15 protein-coding genes and 1 rRNA gene are annotated in these 15,500 nt (G+C 54.0%); 8 read left to right on the top strand and 8 right to left on the bottom strand.

The genetic code is table 11. From position 1 onward, the window contains the following. Positions 1-78: 78 nt before the first annotated feature. The 4 genes from glnA to OWK27_RS18645 all read left to right on the top strand — a co-directional run bounded on the left by glnA (position 79) and on the right by OWK27_RS18645 (position 4,350). Positions 79-1,488: a glutamate--ammonia ligase gene (gene glnA, locus OWK27_RS18660; protein ID WP_040077943.1), complete on the top strand. Its 1,410-nt coding sequence runs from the start codon at positions 79-81 to the stop codon at positions 1,486-1,488. 167 nt (positions 1,489-1,655) lie between these two features. Continuing rightward, positions 1,656-2,705: a nitrogen regulation protein NR(II) gene (glnL, locus tag OWK27_RS18655; RefSeq protein ID WP_148422543.1), complete on the top strand. Its 1,050-nt coding sequence runs from the start codon at positions 1,656-1,658 to the stop codon at positions 2,703-2,705. 11 nt (positions 2,706-2,716) lie between these two features. Then, entirely contained in the window at positions 2,717-4,129 is a 1,413-nt protein-coding gene (gene glnG / locus OWK27_RS18650) for a nitrogen regulation protein NR(I) (RefSeq protein ID WP_148422544.1), read from the top strand. A gap of 110 nt (positions 4,130-4,239) precedes the next feature. Next, complete coding sequence (locus tag OWK27_RS18645; RefSeq protein WP_148422545.1) at positions 4,240-4,350, top strand: YshB family small membrane protein; 111 nt, start codon at positions 4,240-4,242, stop codon at positions 4,348-4,350. A gap of 52 nt (positions 4,351-4,402) precedes the next feature. Here OWK27_RS18645 and hemN read toward each other — a convergent pair whose 3' ends face one another. From hemN to OWK27_RS18630, 3 genes are all read right to left on the bottom strand, one after another. Continuing rightward, positions 4,403-5,776: an oxygen-independent coproporphyrinogen III oxidase gene (gene hemN / locus OWK27_RS18640; protein WP_267590955.1), complete on the bottom strand. Its 1,374-nt coding sequence runs from the start codon at positions 5,774-5,776 to the stop codon at positions 4,403-4,405. Positions 5,777-5,964: 188 nt separating this feature from the next. Continuing rightward, entirely contained in the window at positions 5,965-6,480 is a 516-nt protein-coding gene (gene yihI, locus OWK27_RS18635; RefSeq protein WP_148422548.1) for a Der GTPase-activating protein YihI, read from the bottom strand. A 161-nt stretch (positions 6,481-6,641) separates the two neighbouring features. Further along, positions 6,642-6,869: a hypothetical protein gene (locus OWK27_RS18630; RefSeq protein WP_176678614.1), complete on the bottom strand. Its 228-nt coding sequence runs from the start codon at positions 6,867-6,869 to the stop codon at positions 6,642-6,644. A gap of 190 nt (positions 6,870-7,059) precedes the next feature. Between OWK27_RS18630 and yihA the strand changes: the two genes are divergently transcribed. After that, positions 7,060-7,689 carry a ribosome biogenesis GTP-binding protein YihA/YsxC gene (gene yihA / locus OWK27_RS18625; RefSeq protein ID WP_267590954.1) on the top strand — a complete coding sequence of 210 codons (630 nt, stop codon included), beginning with the start codon at positions 7,060-7,062 and terminating at the stop codon, positions 7,687-7,689. A gap of 312 nt (positions 7,690-8,001) precedes the next feature. On the opposite strand, the gene polA is transcribed toward yihA, so the two are convergent. Beyond that, positions 8,002-10,794 (bottom strand): DNA polymerase I, encoded by a 2,793-nt coding sequence (gene polA, locus OWK27_RS18620; protein WP_193355931.1) that lies wholly within the window; start codon positions 10,792-10,794, stop codon positions 8,002-8,004. A gap of 439 nt (positions 10,795-11,233) precedes the next feature. Between polA and OWK27_RS18615 the strand changes: the two genes are divergently transcribed. After that, the gene (locus OWK27_RS18615; protein WP_193355932.1) at positions 11,234-12,142 is read left to right on the top strand and encodes an acyltransferase; all 909 of its coding nucleotides are present in this window, start codon (positions 11,234-11,236) and stop codon (positions 12,140-12,142) included. A 22-nt stretch (positions 12,143-12,164) separates the two neighbouring features. On the opposite strand, the gene dsbA is transcribed toward OWK27_RS18615, so the two are convergent. The 3 genes from dsbA to OWK27_RS18600 form a co-directional block, all read right to left on the bottom strand. After that, a complete protein-coding gene (gene dsbA / locus OWK27_RS18610; RefSeq protein ID WP_148422553.1) occupies positions 12,165-12,788 on the bottom strand; it encodes a thiol:disulfide interchange protein DsbA in 624 nt (207 codons plus the stop codon). Between the two features lie 27 nt (positions 12,789-12,815). Then, the gene (locus OWK27_RS18605) at positions 12,816-13,802 is read right to left on the bottom strand and encodes a serine/threonine protein kinase (RefSeq protein ID WP_267590953.1); all 987 of its coding nucleotides are present in this window, start codon (positions 13,800-13,802) and stop codon (positions 12,816-12,818) included. Positions 13,803-13,877: 75 nt separating this feature from the next. Continuing rightward, the gene (locus OWK27_RS18600) at positions 13,878-14,147 is read right to left on the bottom strand and encodes a YihD family protein (protein ID WP_003861904.1); all 270 of its coding nucleotides are present in this window, start codon (positions 14,145-14,147) and stop codon (positions 13,878-13,880) included. A 68-nt stretch (positions 14,148-14,215) separates the two neighbouring features. Between OWK27_RS18600 and mobA the strand changes: the two genes are divergently transcribed. Beyond that, entirely contained in the window at positions 14,216-14,800 is a 585-nt protein-coding gene (mobA, locus tag OWK27_RS18595; RefSeq protein WP_267590952.1) for a molybdenum cofactor guanylyltransferase MobA, read from the top strand. Then, on the top strand, positions 14,797-15,300 hold the full coding sequence (mobB, locus tag OWK27_RS18590) for a molybdopterin-guanine dinucleotide biosynthesis protein MobB (protein WP_267590951.1): 504 nt from the start codon (positions 14,797-14,799) through the stop codon (positions 15,298-15,300). The genes mobA and mobB overlap by 4 nt, the downstream gene beginning before the upstream one ends. A gap of 80 nt (positions 15,301-15,380) precedes the next feature. Here mobB and rrf read toward each other — a convergent pair. Further along, a 5S ribosomal RNA gene (gene rrf / locus OWK27_RS18585) occupies positions 15,381-15,496 on the bottom strand. Between the last annotated feature and the right edge of the window lie 4 nt (positions 15,497-15,500).

Genomic DNA, 15,500 nt, shown 5'->3' with positions numbered 1-15,500 from the left:
TACAGTAAAAATATGGCAGCCCAGCCGATTTGAAGACCTCGTTACCACGACGACAATGACCAATCTGGAGAGTTAAGTATGTCCGCTGAACACGTTTTGACGATGCTGAACGAACATGAAGTGAAGTTTGTTGATCTGCGCTTCACCGATACCAAAGGTAAAGAACAGCACGTCACTATCCCTGCTCATCAGGTGAACGCCGAATTCTTTGAAGAAGGCAAAATGTTTGACGGCTCCTCCATTGGTGGCTGGAAAGGCATTAACGAATCCGACATGGTTCTGATGCCAGACGCTACCACCGCGCTCATTGACCCGTTCTTCGAAGAGCCTACGCTGATCATCCGCTGCGATATCCTGGAACCAGGCACGCTGCAGGGCTACGACCGCGATCCACGCTCCATCGCAAAACGTGCTGAAGAGTACCTGCGTTCTACCGGCATCGCGGACACCGTTCTGTTCGGGCCAGAGCCAGAGTTCTTCCTGTTCGACGACATCCGTTTCGGCGCGACCATCTCCGGTTCCCACGTGGCTATCGACGACATCGAAGGCGCATGGAACTCTTCCACCAAATACGAAGGTGGTAACAAAGGTCACCGTCCAGGCGTGAAAGGCGGTTACTTCCCGGTTCCTCCGGTCGATTCTTCACAGGACATCCGTTCTACCATGTGTCTGATCATGGAAGAGATGGGCCTGGTTGTTGAAGCGCACCACCATGAAGTGGCAACGGCTGGCCAGAACGAAATCGCCACCCGCTTCAACACCATGACCAAAAAAGCGGACGAGATTCAGATCTACAAATACGTTGTGCACAACGTTGCGCACCGTTTCGGTAAAACCGCGACCTTCATGCCAAAACCAATGTTTGGCGACAACGGTTCCGGCATGCACTGCCACATGTCCCTGTCCAAGAACGGTACTAACCTGTTCTCTGGCGACAAGTACGCGGGTCTGTCCGAGCAGGCGCTGCACTACATCGGTGGTGTTATCAAACACGCTAAAGCGATCAACGCCCTGGCGAACCCAACCACTAACTCCTACAAGCGTCTGGTCCCTGGCTACGAAGCACCAGTAATGCTGGCGTACTCTGCCCGTAACCGTTCTGCTTCTATCCGTATCCCGGTGGTGGCATCTCCGAAAGCGCGTCGTATTGAAGTGCGCTTCCCGGACCCGGCGGCTAACCCATACCTGTGCTTCGCAGCGCTGCTGATGGCAGGCCTGGACGGTATCAAGAACAAGATCCACCCGGGCGAAGCGATGGATAAAAACCTGTACGACCTGCCGCCAGAAGAAGCGAAAGAGATCCCACAGGTTGCCGGCTCTCTGGAAGAAGCCCTCCAGGCGCTGGACGCAGACCGCGAGTTCCTGACCGCTGGCGGCGTGTTCACCGATGAAGCTATCGACGCTTACATCGCGCTGCGTACCGAAGAAAACGACCGCGTTCGCATGACGCCGCACCCGGTTGAGTTCGAGCTGTACTACAGCGTTTAACTGATTTGTTTTACCCGGCGTTTTCGCGTCGGGGGTAGTTGCCGTGGAAACTTTAGCCCATCTTCGGATGGGCTTTTTTCTCCACCAACAACCTGATCTCACGCGCTTTTTACCTCTAAAACGCTATACTGCACTAAAATAGTGCAACAACTCTAGGAGACTGCTGAATGGCAACTGGCACGCTGCCCGATGCTGGGCAGATCCTCAATTCTTTGATTAACAGCATCCTGCTGGTCGACGACGAGCTGGCAGTGCATTACGCCAACCCGGCGGCGCAGCAGCTGCTCGCCCAAAGCTCACGAAAGCTGTTTGGCACGCCGCTGCCGGAACTGCTGAGCTATTTCTCGCTGAATATCGGCCTGATGCGCGAGAGTTTGCAGGCGGGCCAGGGGTTTACCGATAACGAAGTGACGCTGGTGATCGACGGACGCTCGCATATTTTGTCCCTCACGGCACAGCGTCTGCCGGACGGCCTGATCCTGCTGGAAATGGCGCCGATGGATAACCAGCGTCGTCTCAGCCAGGAGCAGCTTCAGCATGCGCAGCAGATTGCGGCGCGCGACCTGGTGCGCGGGCTGGCCCATGAGATCAAAAACCCGCTGGGCGGCTTACGCGGTGCGGCGCAACTTCTGACCAAAGCGCTGCCCGACCCCGCGCTGGCGGAGTATACCAACGTCATTATTGAGCAGGCGGACCGTCTGCGTAATCTGGTCGACCGGCTGCTCGGGCCGCAGCAGCCGGGGATGCACGTATCGGAAAGCATTCACAAGGTCGCTGAGCGGGTGGTGAAACTCGTCTCGATGGAGCTGCCGGACAACGTCACGCTGGTGCGTGATTACGACCCAAGCCTCCCCGAGCTGGCGCACGATCCGGACCAGATTGAGCAGGTGCTGCTAAACATCGTGCGTAACGCGTTGCAGGCGCTGGGCCCGGAGGGTGGCGAAATCATTCTGCGTACCCGCACCGCGTTCCAGCTGACGCTGCACGGCGTTCGCTATCGCCTGGCGGCACGTATTGACGTGGAAGATAACGGGCCGGGTATTCCGCCGCAGCTGCAGGATACGCTCTTTTATCCGATGGTCAGCGGTCGCGAAGGCGGTACCGGGCTGGGCTTATCCATTGCCCGTAACCTGATTGACCAACACTCCGGCAAAATTGAATTTACCAGTTGGCCGGGACATACCGAGTTCTCGGTTTTCCTGCCGATTAAAAAATAAAGGTGACGTTTATGCAACGAGGGATAGTCTGGGTAGTCGATGACGATAGCTCCATCCGTTGGGTGCTTGAACGCGCGCTCACAGGAGCGGGATTAAGCTGCACGACGTTTGAGAGCGGCAGCGAGGTGCTCGACGCGCTCACCACCAAAACGCCGGACGTGCTGCTCTCGGATATTCGCATGCCGGGGATGGACGGGCTGGCGCTCTTAAAGCAGATCAAACAGCGCCACCCGATGCTTCCGGTCATCATAATGACCGCCCACTCCGACCTGGATGCCGCCGTTAGCGCGTACCAGCAGGGCGCGTTTGATTACCTGCCAAAACCGTTTGATATTGACGAAGCCGTTGCGCTGGTTGAGCGCGCTATCAGCCACTATCAGGAGCAACAGCAGCCCCGCAACGCTCCCGACTTTGGGCCAACGACGGACATCATCGGTGAAGCGCCGGCCATGCAGGACGTGTTTCGCATCATCGGCCGCCTGTCGCGTTCATCCATCAGCGTATTGATTAATGGCGAATCCGGGACCGGTAAAGAGCTGGTGGCTCACGCCCTGCATCGCCACAGCCCGCGGGCGAAAGCGCCTTTTATCGCCCTGAACATGGCGGCGATCCCGAAGGATTTGATTGAATCTGAGCTGTTCGGCCACGAAAAAGGGGCGTTTACCGGGGCGAATACCATTCGTCAGGGGCGCTTTGAACAGGCGGACGGCGGCACGCTTTTCCTCGATGAAATCGGCGATATGCCGCTGGATGTCCAGACCCGTCTGCTGCGCGTGCTGGCGGATGGCCAGTTTTATCGCGTGGGCGGCTATGCGCCGGTGAAGGTGGACGTGCGTATTATCGCCGCGACGCACCAGAACCTGGAGCTGCGGGTGCAGGAGGGGAAATTCCGTGAGGATCTTTTCCATCGCCTGAACGTGATCCGCGTTCATCTGCCGCCGCTGCGCGAGCGCCGGGAAGATATTCCGCGCCTGGCGCGCCACTTCCTGCAGGTGGCAGCCCGCGAGCTGGGCGTAGAAGCCAAGCAGCTTCACCCGGAAACCGATGCTGCCCTCACCCGTCTGGCGTGGCCGGGCAACGTGCGTCAGCTGGAAAATACCTGCCGCTGGCTGACGGTGATGGCCGCCGGACAGGAAGTATTGATTCAGGATTTACCGGCAGAGCTGTTTGAAGCCACCGTGCCGGAAAGCAGTACCGGACACGCGCTGCCGGACAGCTGGGCGACGCTGCTGGCGCAGTGGGCGGATCGCGCGCTGCGTTCCGGTCATCAAAACCTGCTTTCTGAGGCTCAGCCTGAAATGGAGCGCACGCTGCTGACCACCGCGCTTCGCCATACGCAGGGACACAAGCAGGAAGCGGCTCGCCTGCTGGGATGGGGCCGAAACACCCTGACGCGCAAGCTGAAAGAGCTGGGCATGGAGTGATCGTTACCGCTGTGTAAAGATGATTAATTGAGCGCAAACTGTCGTTATTTTGCGCTTTACTGTTCCGATGAGTTTTGTATGATCGTGCCCGGAAATTTGGGGGGACCATCATGCTGGAATCACTAGTGTCTTTACTGTCGAGCGGAGCAGCTGAAAGCCACACGCCGCAAACCGCCGTTGCTGCGGTATTGTGCGCGGCGCTGGTTGGGCTGTTTAGCTAGCGCGTTGCAGATGAAAAGCCGGGTGGCGGCTTCGCTTACCCGGCTTTGCGCCTTAAATCACCCGCGAGAACTGCTGCATACGCGCCTTCTGGCGCAGATACGCGTCAAAGCACATGCAGATATTACGAATCAGAAGGCGCCCTTTCGGCGTGACCTCCACCGCGCTCTCCGACACATCCACCAGCCCGTCTTTCGCCAGCGGCGCCAGAAGCTTCAGGTCATCCGCAAAATAATCGCTGAACGTCAGATCCCACTGCGTCTCCACGTCGCTGAACTCAAGACGGAAGTTGCAGATAAGCGCCTTGATCGCGTCACGGCGAATGCAGTCATCGCGGGTTAACGCAATGCCGCGCCACAGCGCATTGCCGGTGTCGTCTACCTGCTGGTAGTAAAGCTTCAGCTCTTTCTGGTTCTGGGCATAGCTGTCACCGATCATGCTGATGGCGGAGACGCCCATTCCGAGCAGATCGGTGTCGCCCTGGGTGGTATAGCCCTGGAAGTTGCGGTGGAGCACGCCCTCACGCTGGGCAATTGCCAGCTCGTCATCCGGGCGGGCAAAGTGATCCATGCCGATAAACTGATAGCCCGCTTCTGTCAGCGATGCGATGGTTTCCTGCAGAATATCCAGCTTCTGCTGAGCGGAGGGCAGATCCGCATCTTTGATTTTGCGCTGAGCAGCGAACAGCGTCGGCAGGTGCGCATAGTTAAAGACGCTCAGGCGGTCCGGGTTGAGTTCAGCCACGCGCTTTAGCGTGAAGGCGAAGCTCTCTGGCGTCTGCTTCGGCAGGCCGTAAATCAGATCAATGTTGGTCGAGGTAAAGCCTATCTCACGCGCATGGTTAAGCAAGGCGAAGATAAACGCTTCGTCCTGCTCGCGGTTTACCAGGCGCTGCACCTCTTTGTTGAAGTCCTGCACGCCCATGCTCAGGCGGTTAAAACCTTCTTTGCGTAAGTGATCCAGTACATCCAGCTCTATTTCACGCGGATCAACCTCGATCGAGATTTCGGCGTCGTCGTTAAACGTGAAGTTGCCGCGCAGCAGCGCCATCAGGCGGCTTATTTGCGCTTTATTCAGGTAGGTTGGCGTGCCGCCGCCCCAGTGAAGCTGGCTCACCTGGCGTCCTTTAAACAGCGGTGCGCGGTGCACAATTTCCTGCTCGAGCGCATCGAGGTACCGATCGGCTTTATGCTGCTGGCGGGTAACGATTTTATTGCAGCCGCAGAAGTAGCAGAGCTTGTGGCAGAACGGAATATGGACGTAGAGCGACAGCGGGCGTTCCGGATAGCGCGCAACGGCCTGCTGAAAATCCGCCTCGCCGAAAGCCCCGGAGAACTCCAGCGCGGTGGGGTATGAGGTATAACGCGGCCCGGAATAGTTATATTTCTGGATCAGGGCCAAATCCCAGTCGATAGATGGTAAAGACATGCTCACTCCTTCCGTTGGTGTCGCGTTCGTATACGGCGGCCCGTTCTGGCTCCGTTGCGGGCCATCATTCGGGTGCGCAGCCACTTCTGTCGCCGCGACAACCGCCGTAGTTTAACGAATAACCACACCAGATAACATATAACCGGAAGGGTTATAAGCAGGGCAAGCGTACCTGCCGGGTGCAAATGTTAGTTTCCACCTTTCAGGAGACGCATCATATCTTCCTGCTTTTCGTCTTCCTCTTCGTCTTCTTCATCGTCGTACGACAGACCGAGCTTCTGCATCAGTTCGTCAATGCGATCCAGTTTGGCATCCACCCATGTCTGCTCTTCAGCGGTCAGGGTTTCACCCTCTTCAAGACGTTCCAGCAGCGCATCCAGGCGCTCATCGTTCTCCAGCAAATCCAGCTCAGCCTGCGGTGAAAGCATAGGTTTCTCGCTCTTTGGTTTGTGCTGCTTAGTGACCGGGGTGTCTGTCACGCCCAGTGGAATGGGAGTTTTACTGCCGATACGAGGATCTTTCTGCTGTTTGCCTTTTGCAGAAGCGCCCGCGGCACCGCCACCGTTAGCACGGCTGCCCGCAGCATGGCCACGATGTTTTTTATCGCGTTTGCGATCGCGCGCTTCCTGATTCAGTTCTTCGCGCGTTTTGCGGCGTGCTTTTGCAGGGCGTTTCGCGCCCGCTGCGGAGGTCGGTTTTTTCATGATGTTTTATCTTTAAGTCGTTTTCTTCAGTATAGAATTGCGGCGAAATCTAGCAGAAAGCAAGCAAAGAAAAAAGGCGACAGAGCAATCTGTCGCCTTTTTTCCTGACTCACAACCCTTAACGGGTTACACATTCCCTGTTTACCTACAACAAACCCTGTTTATCCTTTGGCTGCTACCGTCCGTGATACGGTTCCGTTTCCTGTTAAAACGCCTCCAAGGCGCCGGTCATCCTGACAATCCTGAGTCTTCGCCTCCTGGCGCTCCTGACCCTTGTCCTTAAGTCGTAATCCTGTTGGCATCCTCGCCATGGCGCACACTTTACCTTGTTTCACTAAACGCACAAGCAACGAAAAGGTACAAAACCGGATTTTCAGAATATTACTCATTATCAACCCTTTGAATTTAAATGGTTTGGCTTTTTTGAGGCCTGCGATTTCTCTTAAATGTCTTATAACCTCAGGAGCGGATGTCTCACATTTCTCAGGGTTTACGCTCACACGTCAATGACGATGGGAAAAGCCTTTTGCCCGCATTCAGGTATAATCCCCGCAGATTACGATTTTTGGAGACGACCACGTGACTACCTGGAACTACCAACAGACGCATTTTGTCACCAGTGCGCCCGATATTCGCCACCTGCCCTCAGACACGGGGATTGAAGTGGCATTTGCTGGCCGCTCCAATGCGGGAAAATCCAGCGCCCTGAATACGCTGACCAATCAGAAAAACCTGGCGCGTACCTCAAAAACACCTGGCCGTACCCAGCTGATTAACCTGTTTGAAGTGGCTGAAGGCAAACGCCTGGTCGACCTGCCGGGCTACGGCTACGCGCAGGTGCCGGAAGAGATGAAAATCAAATGGCAGCGTGCGCTGGGTGAATACCTGGAAAAACGCATGTGCCTGAAAGGGCTGGTGGTGCTGATGGACATCCGCCATCCGCTAAAAGATCTCGACCAGCAGATGATTGACTGGGCAGTGGCAAGCAATATTGCGGTGCTGGTGCTGCTGACAAAAGCGGATAAGCTGGCGAGCGGCGCGCGCAAAGCGCAGGTGAACATGGTTCGCGAAGCGGTGCTGGCGTTCAACGGTGATGTGCAGGTTGAGCCGTTCTCCTCGCTGAAAAAGCAGGGCGTGGACAAGCTGCGTCAGAAACTCGACAGCTGGTTCAACGATCTCGAACCGGCGACAGAAGCGGAAGCAGAGTAACGATGGGCGCGGCGATGACCGCGCTTTTTTTTGCCTGACGTTTTCTTTGCCGCAATAAAAAACGCCCCAGTCATTACTGACTGGGGCGGCTAAAATATTCAGCCAAATCCGATTACGTGAAGTAAAAGGTCTGAAAGATAGAACATCTTACCTCTGTACCCTACGTCGTTAACTCTACTCTTTTTTTGTCGCCTGAAAAAGCACTTTTTGTAGTTTTTTTTCATTCTTTACATAGGGAATTCTAATGATCGTCACAAAACGCGCGTACTTATGTTGCTTACTTACATAAAACGCGCGTTATTCCGATAACGCTTAGTGAGCCTGATCCCAGTTTTCGCCGCTACCCACTTCCACCAGCAACGGCACGTCCAGCTTCATGCTGCTTTCCATCAGTTCATGGATCTTCTGAGAGACCTTTTCCAGGTCGTCTTTATGAACTTCAAATACCAGCTCATCGTGTACCTGCATGATCATTTTTACGCGCGGTTTCTCTTTTTCCAGCCAGGCATCAACGGCAATCATTGCACGTTTGATGATGTCTGCCGCAGTACCCTGCATCGGGGCATTGATAGCAGCGCGTTCAGCGCCAGCGCGGCGCGCCGCGTTGCTGGATTTGATGTCCGGAAGGTAAAGACGACGGCCATCCAGCGTTTCAACGTAGCCTTTCTCTTTCGCCTGCGCGCGGGTACGTTCCATATATTCCAGCACGCCCGGATAGCGCTCAAAGTAGAGATCCATATACTTCTGCGACTCTTTACGCGGAATATTGAGCTGGCGTGAAAGGCCAAATGCGCTCATACCGTAAATAAGGCCGAAGTTAATCGCTTTTGCGCTACGACGCTGTTCGTTTGTCACGCTGTCCAGCGGCAGGCCAAACACTTCGGCAGCCGTCGCCCGGTGGATATCCTTCCCTTCGGCAAATGCCGTCAGCAGGCCTTTGTCACGCGACAGGTGCGCCATAATGCGCAGTTCAATTTGCGAGTAGTCCGCGGAGACAATCAGATAATCTTCTGGCGCGATAAACGCCTGACGAATACGGCGGCCCTCTTCATTACGCACCGGGATGTTTTGCAGGTTAGGATCGGTCGACGAAAGTCGCCCGGTTGCCGCGACAGCCTGATGATATGAGGTATGCACGCGGCCCGTTTTCGGATTGATCATCAGCGGCAGCTTATCGGTGTAGGTCGATTTTAGCTTCGCCAGGCCACGGTATTGCAGAATAACTTTTGGCAGCGGGTAGTCCAGCGCCAGCTCTTCCAGCACCTCTTCAGAGGTTGAAGGCGCGCCGCCCGGGGTTTTCTTCAGCGGTTTGATACCCTGCTTTTCAAACAGGATGGTCTGCAGCTGTTTCGGTGACGACAGGTTGAACGCCTCGCCCGCAAGCTCGTGCGCTTTCTGTTCAAGCTCCGTCAAACGCTGCGCCAGTTCGCCAGAGTGGTTATGCAGCACCGTTGGATCGATTTTAACGCCGTTGCGTTCAATGCGGGACAGCACGGGCACCAGCGGCATCTCAACGTTCTGGAACACGTTCAGAGGCCCTTCGTGCTTCTGCAATTTTGGCCACATCTTCAGGTGCAGCTGTAGCGTAACGTCAGCATCTTCCGCGGCATAGCGGCCTGCTTCTTCCAGCGCAATCTGGTTAAAGGTCAGCTGATTTTTGCCCTTACCGGCAATTTCTTCAAAGGTAATGGTTTTGTGCTTCAGCCAACGGTCCGATAAGGAATCCATATCGTGACGGCCCGCCACGCTGTCCAGAATGTAGGATTCCAGCATGGTGTCGAAGGCAATACCACGCAGTTCGATACCGTAGTTTTGCAGAATGCCGCGGTCGAATTTCAGGTTCTGACCGACTTTCAGCGCTTTCTCGTCTTCCAGAATTGGCTTCAGCAGCGCTAAGGCGCGCTCGCGCGAGATCTGCTCTGGCGCATCCAGATAGTCGTGAGCAACAGGAACGTAGGCTGCAATACCCGGCTCCGTCGCGAACGACAGGCCCACCATATTGGCAGAAATGTTATCGAGGCTGTCCGTTTCGGTATCGAACGCAAATACCGGTGCTTTTTTCAGCTTTTCAATCCAGGCGACGAGCTGTGACTCTTCGAGAATGGTTTCATAGTTATCGAAGGAGAGCGCTGTCGCCGCTTCTTCTGCCTCTTCTTCGGCATCTACGACGAGGGTTTCCTTCGGCTTAGCCGCGGGTTTCGCTCCTTTAGCCTGGAGCCATTTACCGCCTTCCACATCGGTGATCCAGCGTTTAAATTCATACTTCCTGAACAGGCCAAGCAGTTCGTCGGCGGCGGGTTCCTGTACTTCAAGCCGATCGCAGGTAAGTTCCAGCTCTACGTCGGTTTTGATGGTGGCCAGCTGATAGGAGAGGTAAGCCACCTCTTTATTATCGGCGAGCTTTCCGGCCATGGTTTTTGCGCCACGGAAGGTAAGCCCGGCAATTTTCTCAGGCTCGGCGTATAGCGTATCCAGCCCGCCCAGCCCTTGCAGCAGCGCCTGAGCCGTTTTTTCGCCCACGCCCGGTACGCCAGGAATGTTATCGGAGGAGTCACCCATCAGGGCGAGGAAATCGATAATGAGCTCTGGCGGCACGCCGTATTTGGCGACAACTTCTTCCGGGCCCAGAATGGTGTTGGTCATGGTGTTGATCAGCGTGATCCCCGGCGTCACAAGCTGCGCCATGTCTTTATCACCGGTACTGATCAGCACCGGGCGACCTGCCTTTTCGGCTTCACGCGCCAGGGTGCCAATCACGTCGTCAGCCTCAACGCCCGAGACAGCCAGCAAAGGCAGCCCCATTGCTTTCACCATAGCGTGCAGCGGTTCAATCTGCGCACGCAGATCGTCAGGCATAGGAGGGCGGTGAGATTTGTAGTGTTCGAATAATTCGTCGCGGAAGGTTTTGCCCTTCGCATCAAAGACGACAGCCGCATGCGTCGGGTGATACTGCAAAATCAGGCTGCGCAGCATATTCAGCACGCCGTACATTGCGCCGGTAGGTTCTCCTGCGCTGTTGGTCAGAGGAGGAAACGCATGATACGCCCGATAAAGGTAAGAAGAGCCATCGACGAGTATAAGTGGGTTTTCTGGGATCTGAACCATAATGTCCGTGCCTTTAATTAATTTATGGATAAAGGATGCCACAGAAGGATGAAAACATCAGGTTTTAGCGCCTGATAGCGGAAAAGATTTTGCGATCGTGAAGATCGCTCGCAAAATCAAACTGTGGATAAGTTTGTGAATATTTTCAATACAGGTGAATAACAGTTCTTTAAGTTTGAGGTTTTATTTTAATTTACCTAGTAAAATCAATAAAATAATTAACGATCGTGCGAGATCACCCCTTACTGATGGTTATTTAGTCTTTGTGGATATAAGACGTAAACACGCTTCCTGCATGGATAAATTCGCTGCCATGAGGCACGGGCCGCCGCCTCTTCGCGTGAAAGCGCCCTGCTGTGAGCGAATTTCTGATAAGATCGGCACCCAGCACCGGATAGCCGGCTGCTCATTTACAGCTAACTATCTGAAAAAACTGATTATGTCGAAAATACTCGCTGCAATAACATTATTGCTTAGCGTCATTTTAACCATTCTGGTTACCATCGCCTGTTCTGTGCCGATCATTATTGCCGGAATAATTAAGCTGCTGTTGCCTGTTCCTGCGGTATGGCGCGCGGTTTCTGCTTTTTGTAATTTTATGATGTATTGCTGGTGTGAAGGGCTGGCGATCCTGCTGCACCTTAACCCCTGGCTTAAGTGGGATGTTCAGGGTCTCGACATGCTGAACAAAAAGAACTGGTATCTGCTGATCTGCAATCATCACAGCTGGGCCGACATCGTTGTATTGTGCGTGCTGTTTCGCAAACGCATACCGATGAATAAGTACTTTCTGAAGCAGCAGCTGGCCTGGGTCCCTTTTATTGGGTTGGCCTGCTGGGCGCTGGATATGCCGTTTATGAAACGCTATTCGCGCAGCTATTTGCTTCGTCATCCGGAACGCCGTGGTAAGGATGTTGAAACCACGCGCCGCTCTTGCGAAAAGTTTCGCGCGCATCCCACGACGATAGTTAACTTCGTTGAAGGGTCCCGCTTTACCGAAGAGAAGCGCCAGCAGACTCGCTCCCCCTATCAGAACCTGTTGCCGCCAAAGGCGGCGGGTATAGCCATGGCGCTCAACGTGCTGGGTGCACAGTTCGATAAGCTGCTGAACGTGACGCTCTGCTATCCCGAGAACGACAGGACGCCGTTCTACGATATGCTGAGCGGCAAGCTGACGCGTATTGTTGTTCGTGTTGATCTGGTGCCGGTCGACACGGCACTGCATGGCGATTACGTAAACGATAAAAACTTCAAACGTCGTTTCCAGCTTTGGCTTAATACGCTCTGGAAAGAGAAAGACGAGCAGATAGCGAGTATCAAATCTTCATACAAAAACGCCGGTCAGTGACCGGCGTTTTTCGTTATGTCTGTTACTTCTTCTCAACCAGATACTTCACGGTATCAGCGTACTGTTGTACGAAGATATCCATGCTGGTCGTATCCATACCACGCGTATTCACCTGGTATTTGCCGTTAACATACATCGCCGGAACGCCCTGCAGCTGAAGGTCTGAAGCCGCTTTTTCCTGCTGCGCCACGAGGGATTTCACCACAAAACTGTTCCAGGCGGCGTCGTAGTCTTCACCTTTCACACCGGCATCCACGAACACTTTGCGGATATCTGCGGCGGTCTGCACGGTCTGGGTTTTCTGTACGGCTTCAAACATTGGCGCGGTGATCTTATCTTCCACACCCAGCGCAATTGCAACCGCCCACGCCTGAGTCAGATCTTTACCCAGCGGGCCAAGGAACTCAACGTGATATTTGGTCATTTTGGTGCCTTCCGGCAGTTTTTTCTTCACGTTATCAGAAACATGAAGTACCTGCTCAAACTCGTAGCAGTGCGGGCAGTAGAACGAGAAGAACTCCAGCACCTGCGGCTCGCCAGCAACAGGCTTGTCCAGCGTGATGTACTGCTTGCCGTCGGTAAACTGCGCAGCAGATGCGCTAAATGCCAGAATCATACCAGCCAGCGCCAGCCAAATTTTTTTCATGATTAACTCTCTCCTGGGTGTGTCCAATTAATACATCGGCGTTAATTGCAAAGGTGGTTCCTGCAAAACCTTAACCTGCTCGGTAAATGTGGATATCTGGTTGCGCCAGTAATCCTCCCCGGTAAGCCAGGGGAAATTTCGGGGAAACGCCGGGTCTTCCCAACGCCTGATTAGCCACGCGAGATAATAAACAAAACGCATCGCACGTAAAGGCTCCATCAAGGCAATTTCGTCTGAATTAAAGGGGCTAAATTCTTCATAAGCTTCAATTATGGTCTCAAGCTGCATGCGCTGCTCGGCTTTATCACCGTTGAGCAACATCCACAGATCCTGAACCGCTGGGCCCATACGGGCATCGTCGAGATCGACAAATAGCGGGCCGTCGCGCCAGAGAATATTCCCGGCGTGGCAGTCACCGTGCAGACGCAGCGTCGAAATATCCTCTCGCCAGCTGGCTTTTACGGCATCAATAAGCTTATCGGTCGCCGCGAGGAAATTATCCTTTAACGCCTTCGGAATTAGCGTCGACGTTTCGAATATATGTCGCGGCTCGATGAGATATTCCTGAACACCAATGGTCGGACGGGCCATAAACGGTGTTTTACGTCCCGTCTGATGAATACGCCCCAGATAGCGAGCGACCCATTCCATCTGATCGATATTATCCGCCTCAAACTGTCTTCCACCCAGGCTCGGAAATACCGCGTAGTAAAACCCCTGATGGGTCAACAGCGTTTGGTTATTGAATGCGAGCGGTGCGGCAACGGGAACATCATCATTCAGGAGATCGCGGGCAAACTGATGCTCTTCCTGAATTTGTTGTGCGGACCAGCGCTGCGGGCGGTAAAACTTTACGACAAAGCGCTGGCGCTCTTCGTCCTGAAACTGATAGACGCGGTTTTCGTAGCTGTTTAAAGGGGTTAACCCGGAATCCACCCGAATACCCTGCTCGAACAGCGCATCCATAATGGTATCCGGGTGTAAAGTCTGGAAAGTAAAAGCCTGGTCGTTCATCCGATCATCCGGAAATTATACGAATGATTCAGGATATCATCTTGTGGCGATTTCGGTGGCTCCGCTTACAAGCTTTTACTCTTTAATTACGCCTCTGGCGCGCAGCAGTGCGGTTTTAAAATCTTCCTCATAGTCTTTCTGAATACCAGGAATAACAGCATCTTTAGCTGAGTCGCGCATTTTAAGGTGGTAGATCAGGATGTCGTCAGAAAGGTCTGCCAGTTCGCCATCAAAACCTGACTCTTTGGCCAGTTTCTGTAAAAATTGCATCAGATTCAGCTCTGGCTCTTTCTGCCATGCCGGCTGGAGGAGTTCAATGACTTCATTTAGACGTTTACATTTCATGGTAGTGCTCCTTTCATTTAGAGAGACACGTTAGCAGGGTCAATCCCACAATAAAAGAGGCGATATTCGTGAATCAACGCCAGGAAATCATCGGGGTCGTTCTGGCCGGTGGCAGAGCAACGCGAATGGGCGGAAAAGATAAGGGGCTTCAGCTCCTGAACGACAAACCGTTATGGCAGCATGTTGCTGATACGCTGACAGATCTGGTCTCGTCGATGGCAATCAGCGCTAACCGGCATCTCGACATCTACCAGCGCAGTGGATATCCGGTTTATCAGGATAAGCAGCTCGATTACCCCGGTCCGCTGGCGGGAATGCTTTCCGTTATGCAGCAGTCGCGGGGCGAGTGGTTTCTCTTTTGTTCGTGCGATACGCCCTGTATCCCGTCTTGTCTGGTTGAACGTCTGGTGCAGCGGCGCGGTGATGCTCCCGTCGTATGGGTACACGACGGTGAGCGCGATCATCCAACTATCGCTTTGATGAACCGCTCGTTAACGGCTGCGCTGGAAGCTTACCTGGCCGCAGGAGAACGGCGGGTAATGGTATTTATGCGCCAGGCCGGTGGGCATTCCGTTGATTTCAGCGACATGAAATCTGCGTTTGTGAACGTGAACACCACGGAAGATTTGCAGATGATGCAGGAGAAGAAATGATACCCGTTTTAGCGATCTCAGCCTGGAGTGGTACCGGAAAAACCACGCTGCTAAAAAAACTGATACCAGCACTTTGCGCCAAAGGCATTCGTCCCGGATTGATTAAGCACACGCACCATAACATGGATGTCGATAAGCCGGGGAAAGATAGCTATGAGCTACGCAAGGCTGGCGCTGCGCAAACGATGGTGGCGAGTAATCAGCGCTGGGCATTGATGACAGAAACCCCGGATGAAGCGCCGCTGGATCTCGCTTATCTGGTCAGTCGAATGGATCATTCCAGGCTGGATCTGGTGCTGGTTGAGGGGTTTAAGCATGAGGCCGTGCCTAAGATCCTGCTGTTCAGAAGCGGTGCCGGGCATGATGTCAGCGAGTTAACACTTGATGAGCACGTGATTGCAGTGGCGAGTGATGTTGCTTTGCCTCTGGAAGTACCGGTACTGGATTTAAATGATGTGGATGGCATTGCGGAGTTTATTTTGAGGTGGAGTGCGGTCTGATGCCCGCTTTCACAGGGGAGGAGGAAAACCCCAAAACGCAAAAAGGCCATCCTTCCGGATGGCCTTTTCACTTATTTGATGCCTGGCAGTTCCCTACTCTCACATGGGGAGACCCCACACTACCATCGGCGCTACGGCGTTTCACTTCTGAGTTCGGCATGGGGTCAGGTGGGACCACCGCGCTAAAGCCGCCAGGCAAA

It is taken from the genome of Enterobacter cloacae complex sp. 2022EL-00788, assembly GCF_026627565.1.
GTDB classification, from domain to species: domain Bacteria; phylum Pseudomonadota; class Gammaproteobacteria; order Enterobacterales; family Enterobacteriaceae; genus Enterobacter; species Enterobacter pasteurii.
Note: the sequence above shows the minus strand (reverse complement) of the source record. Positions and strands in the feature narration are given on the sequence as shown.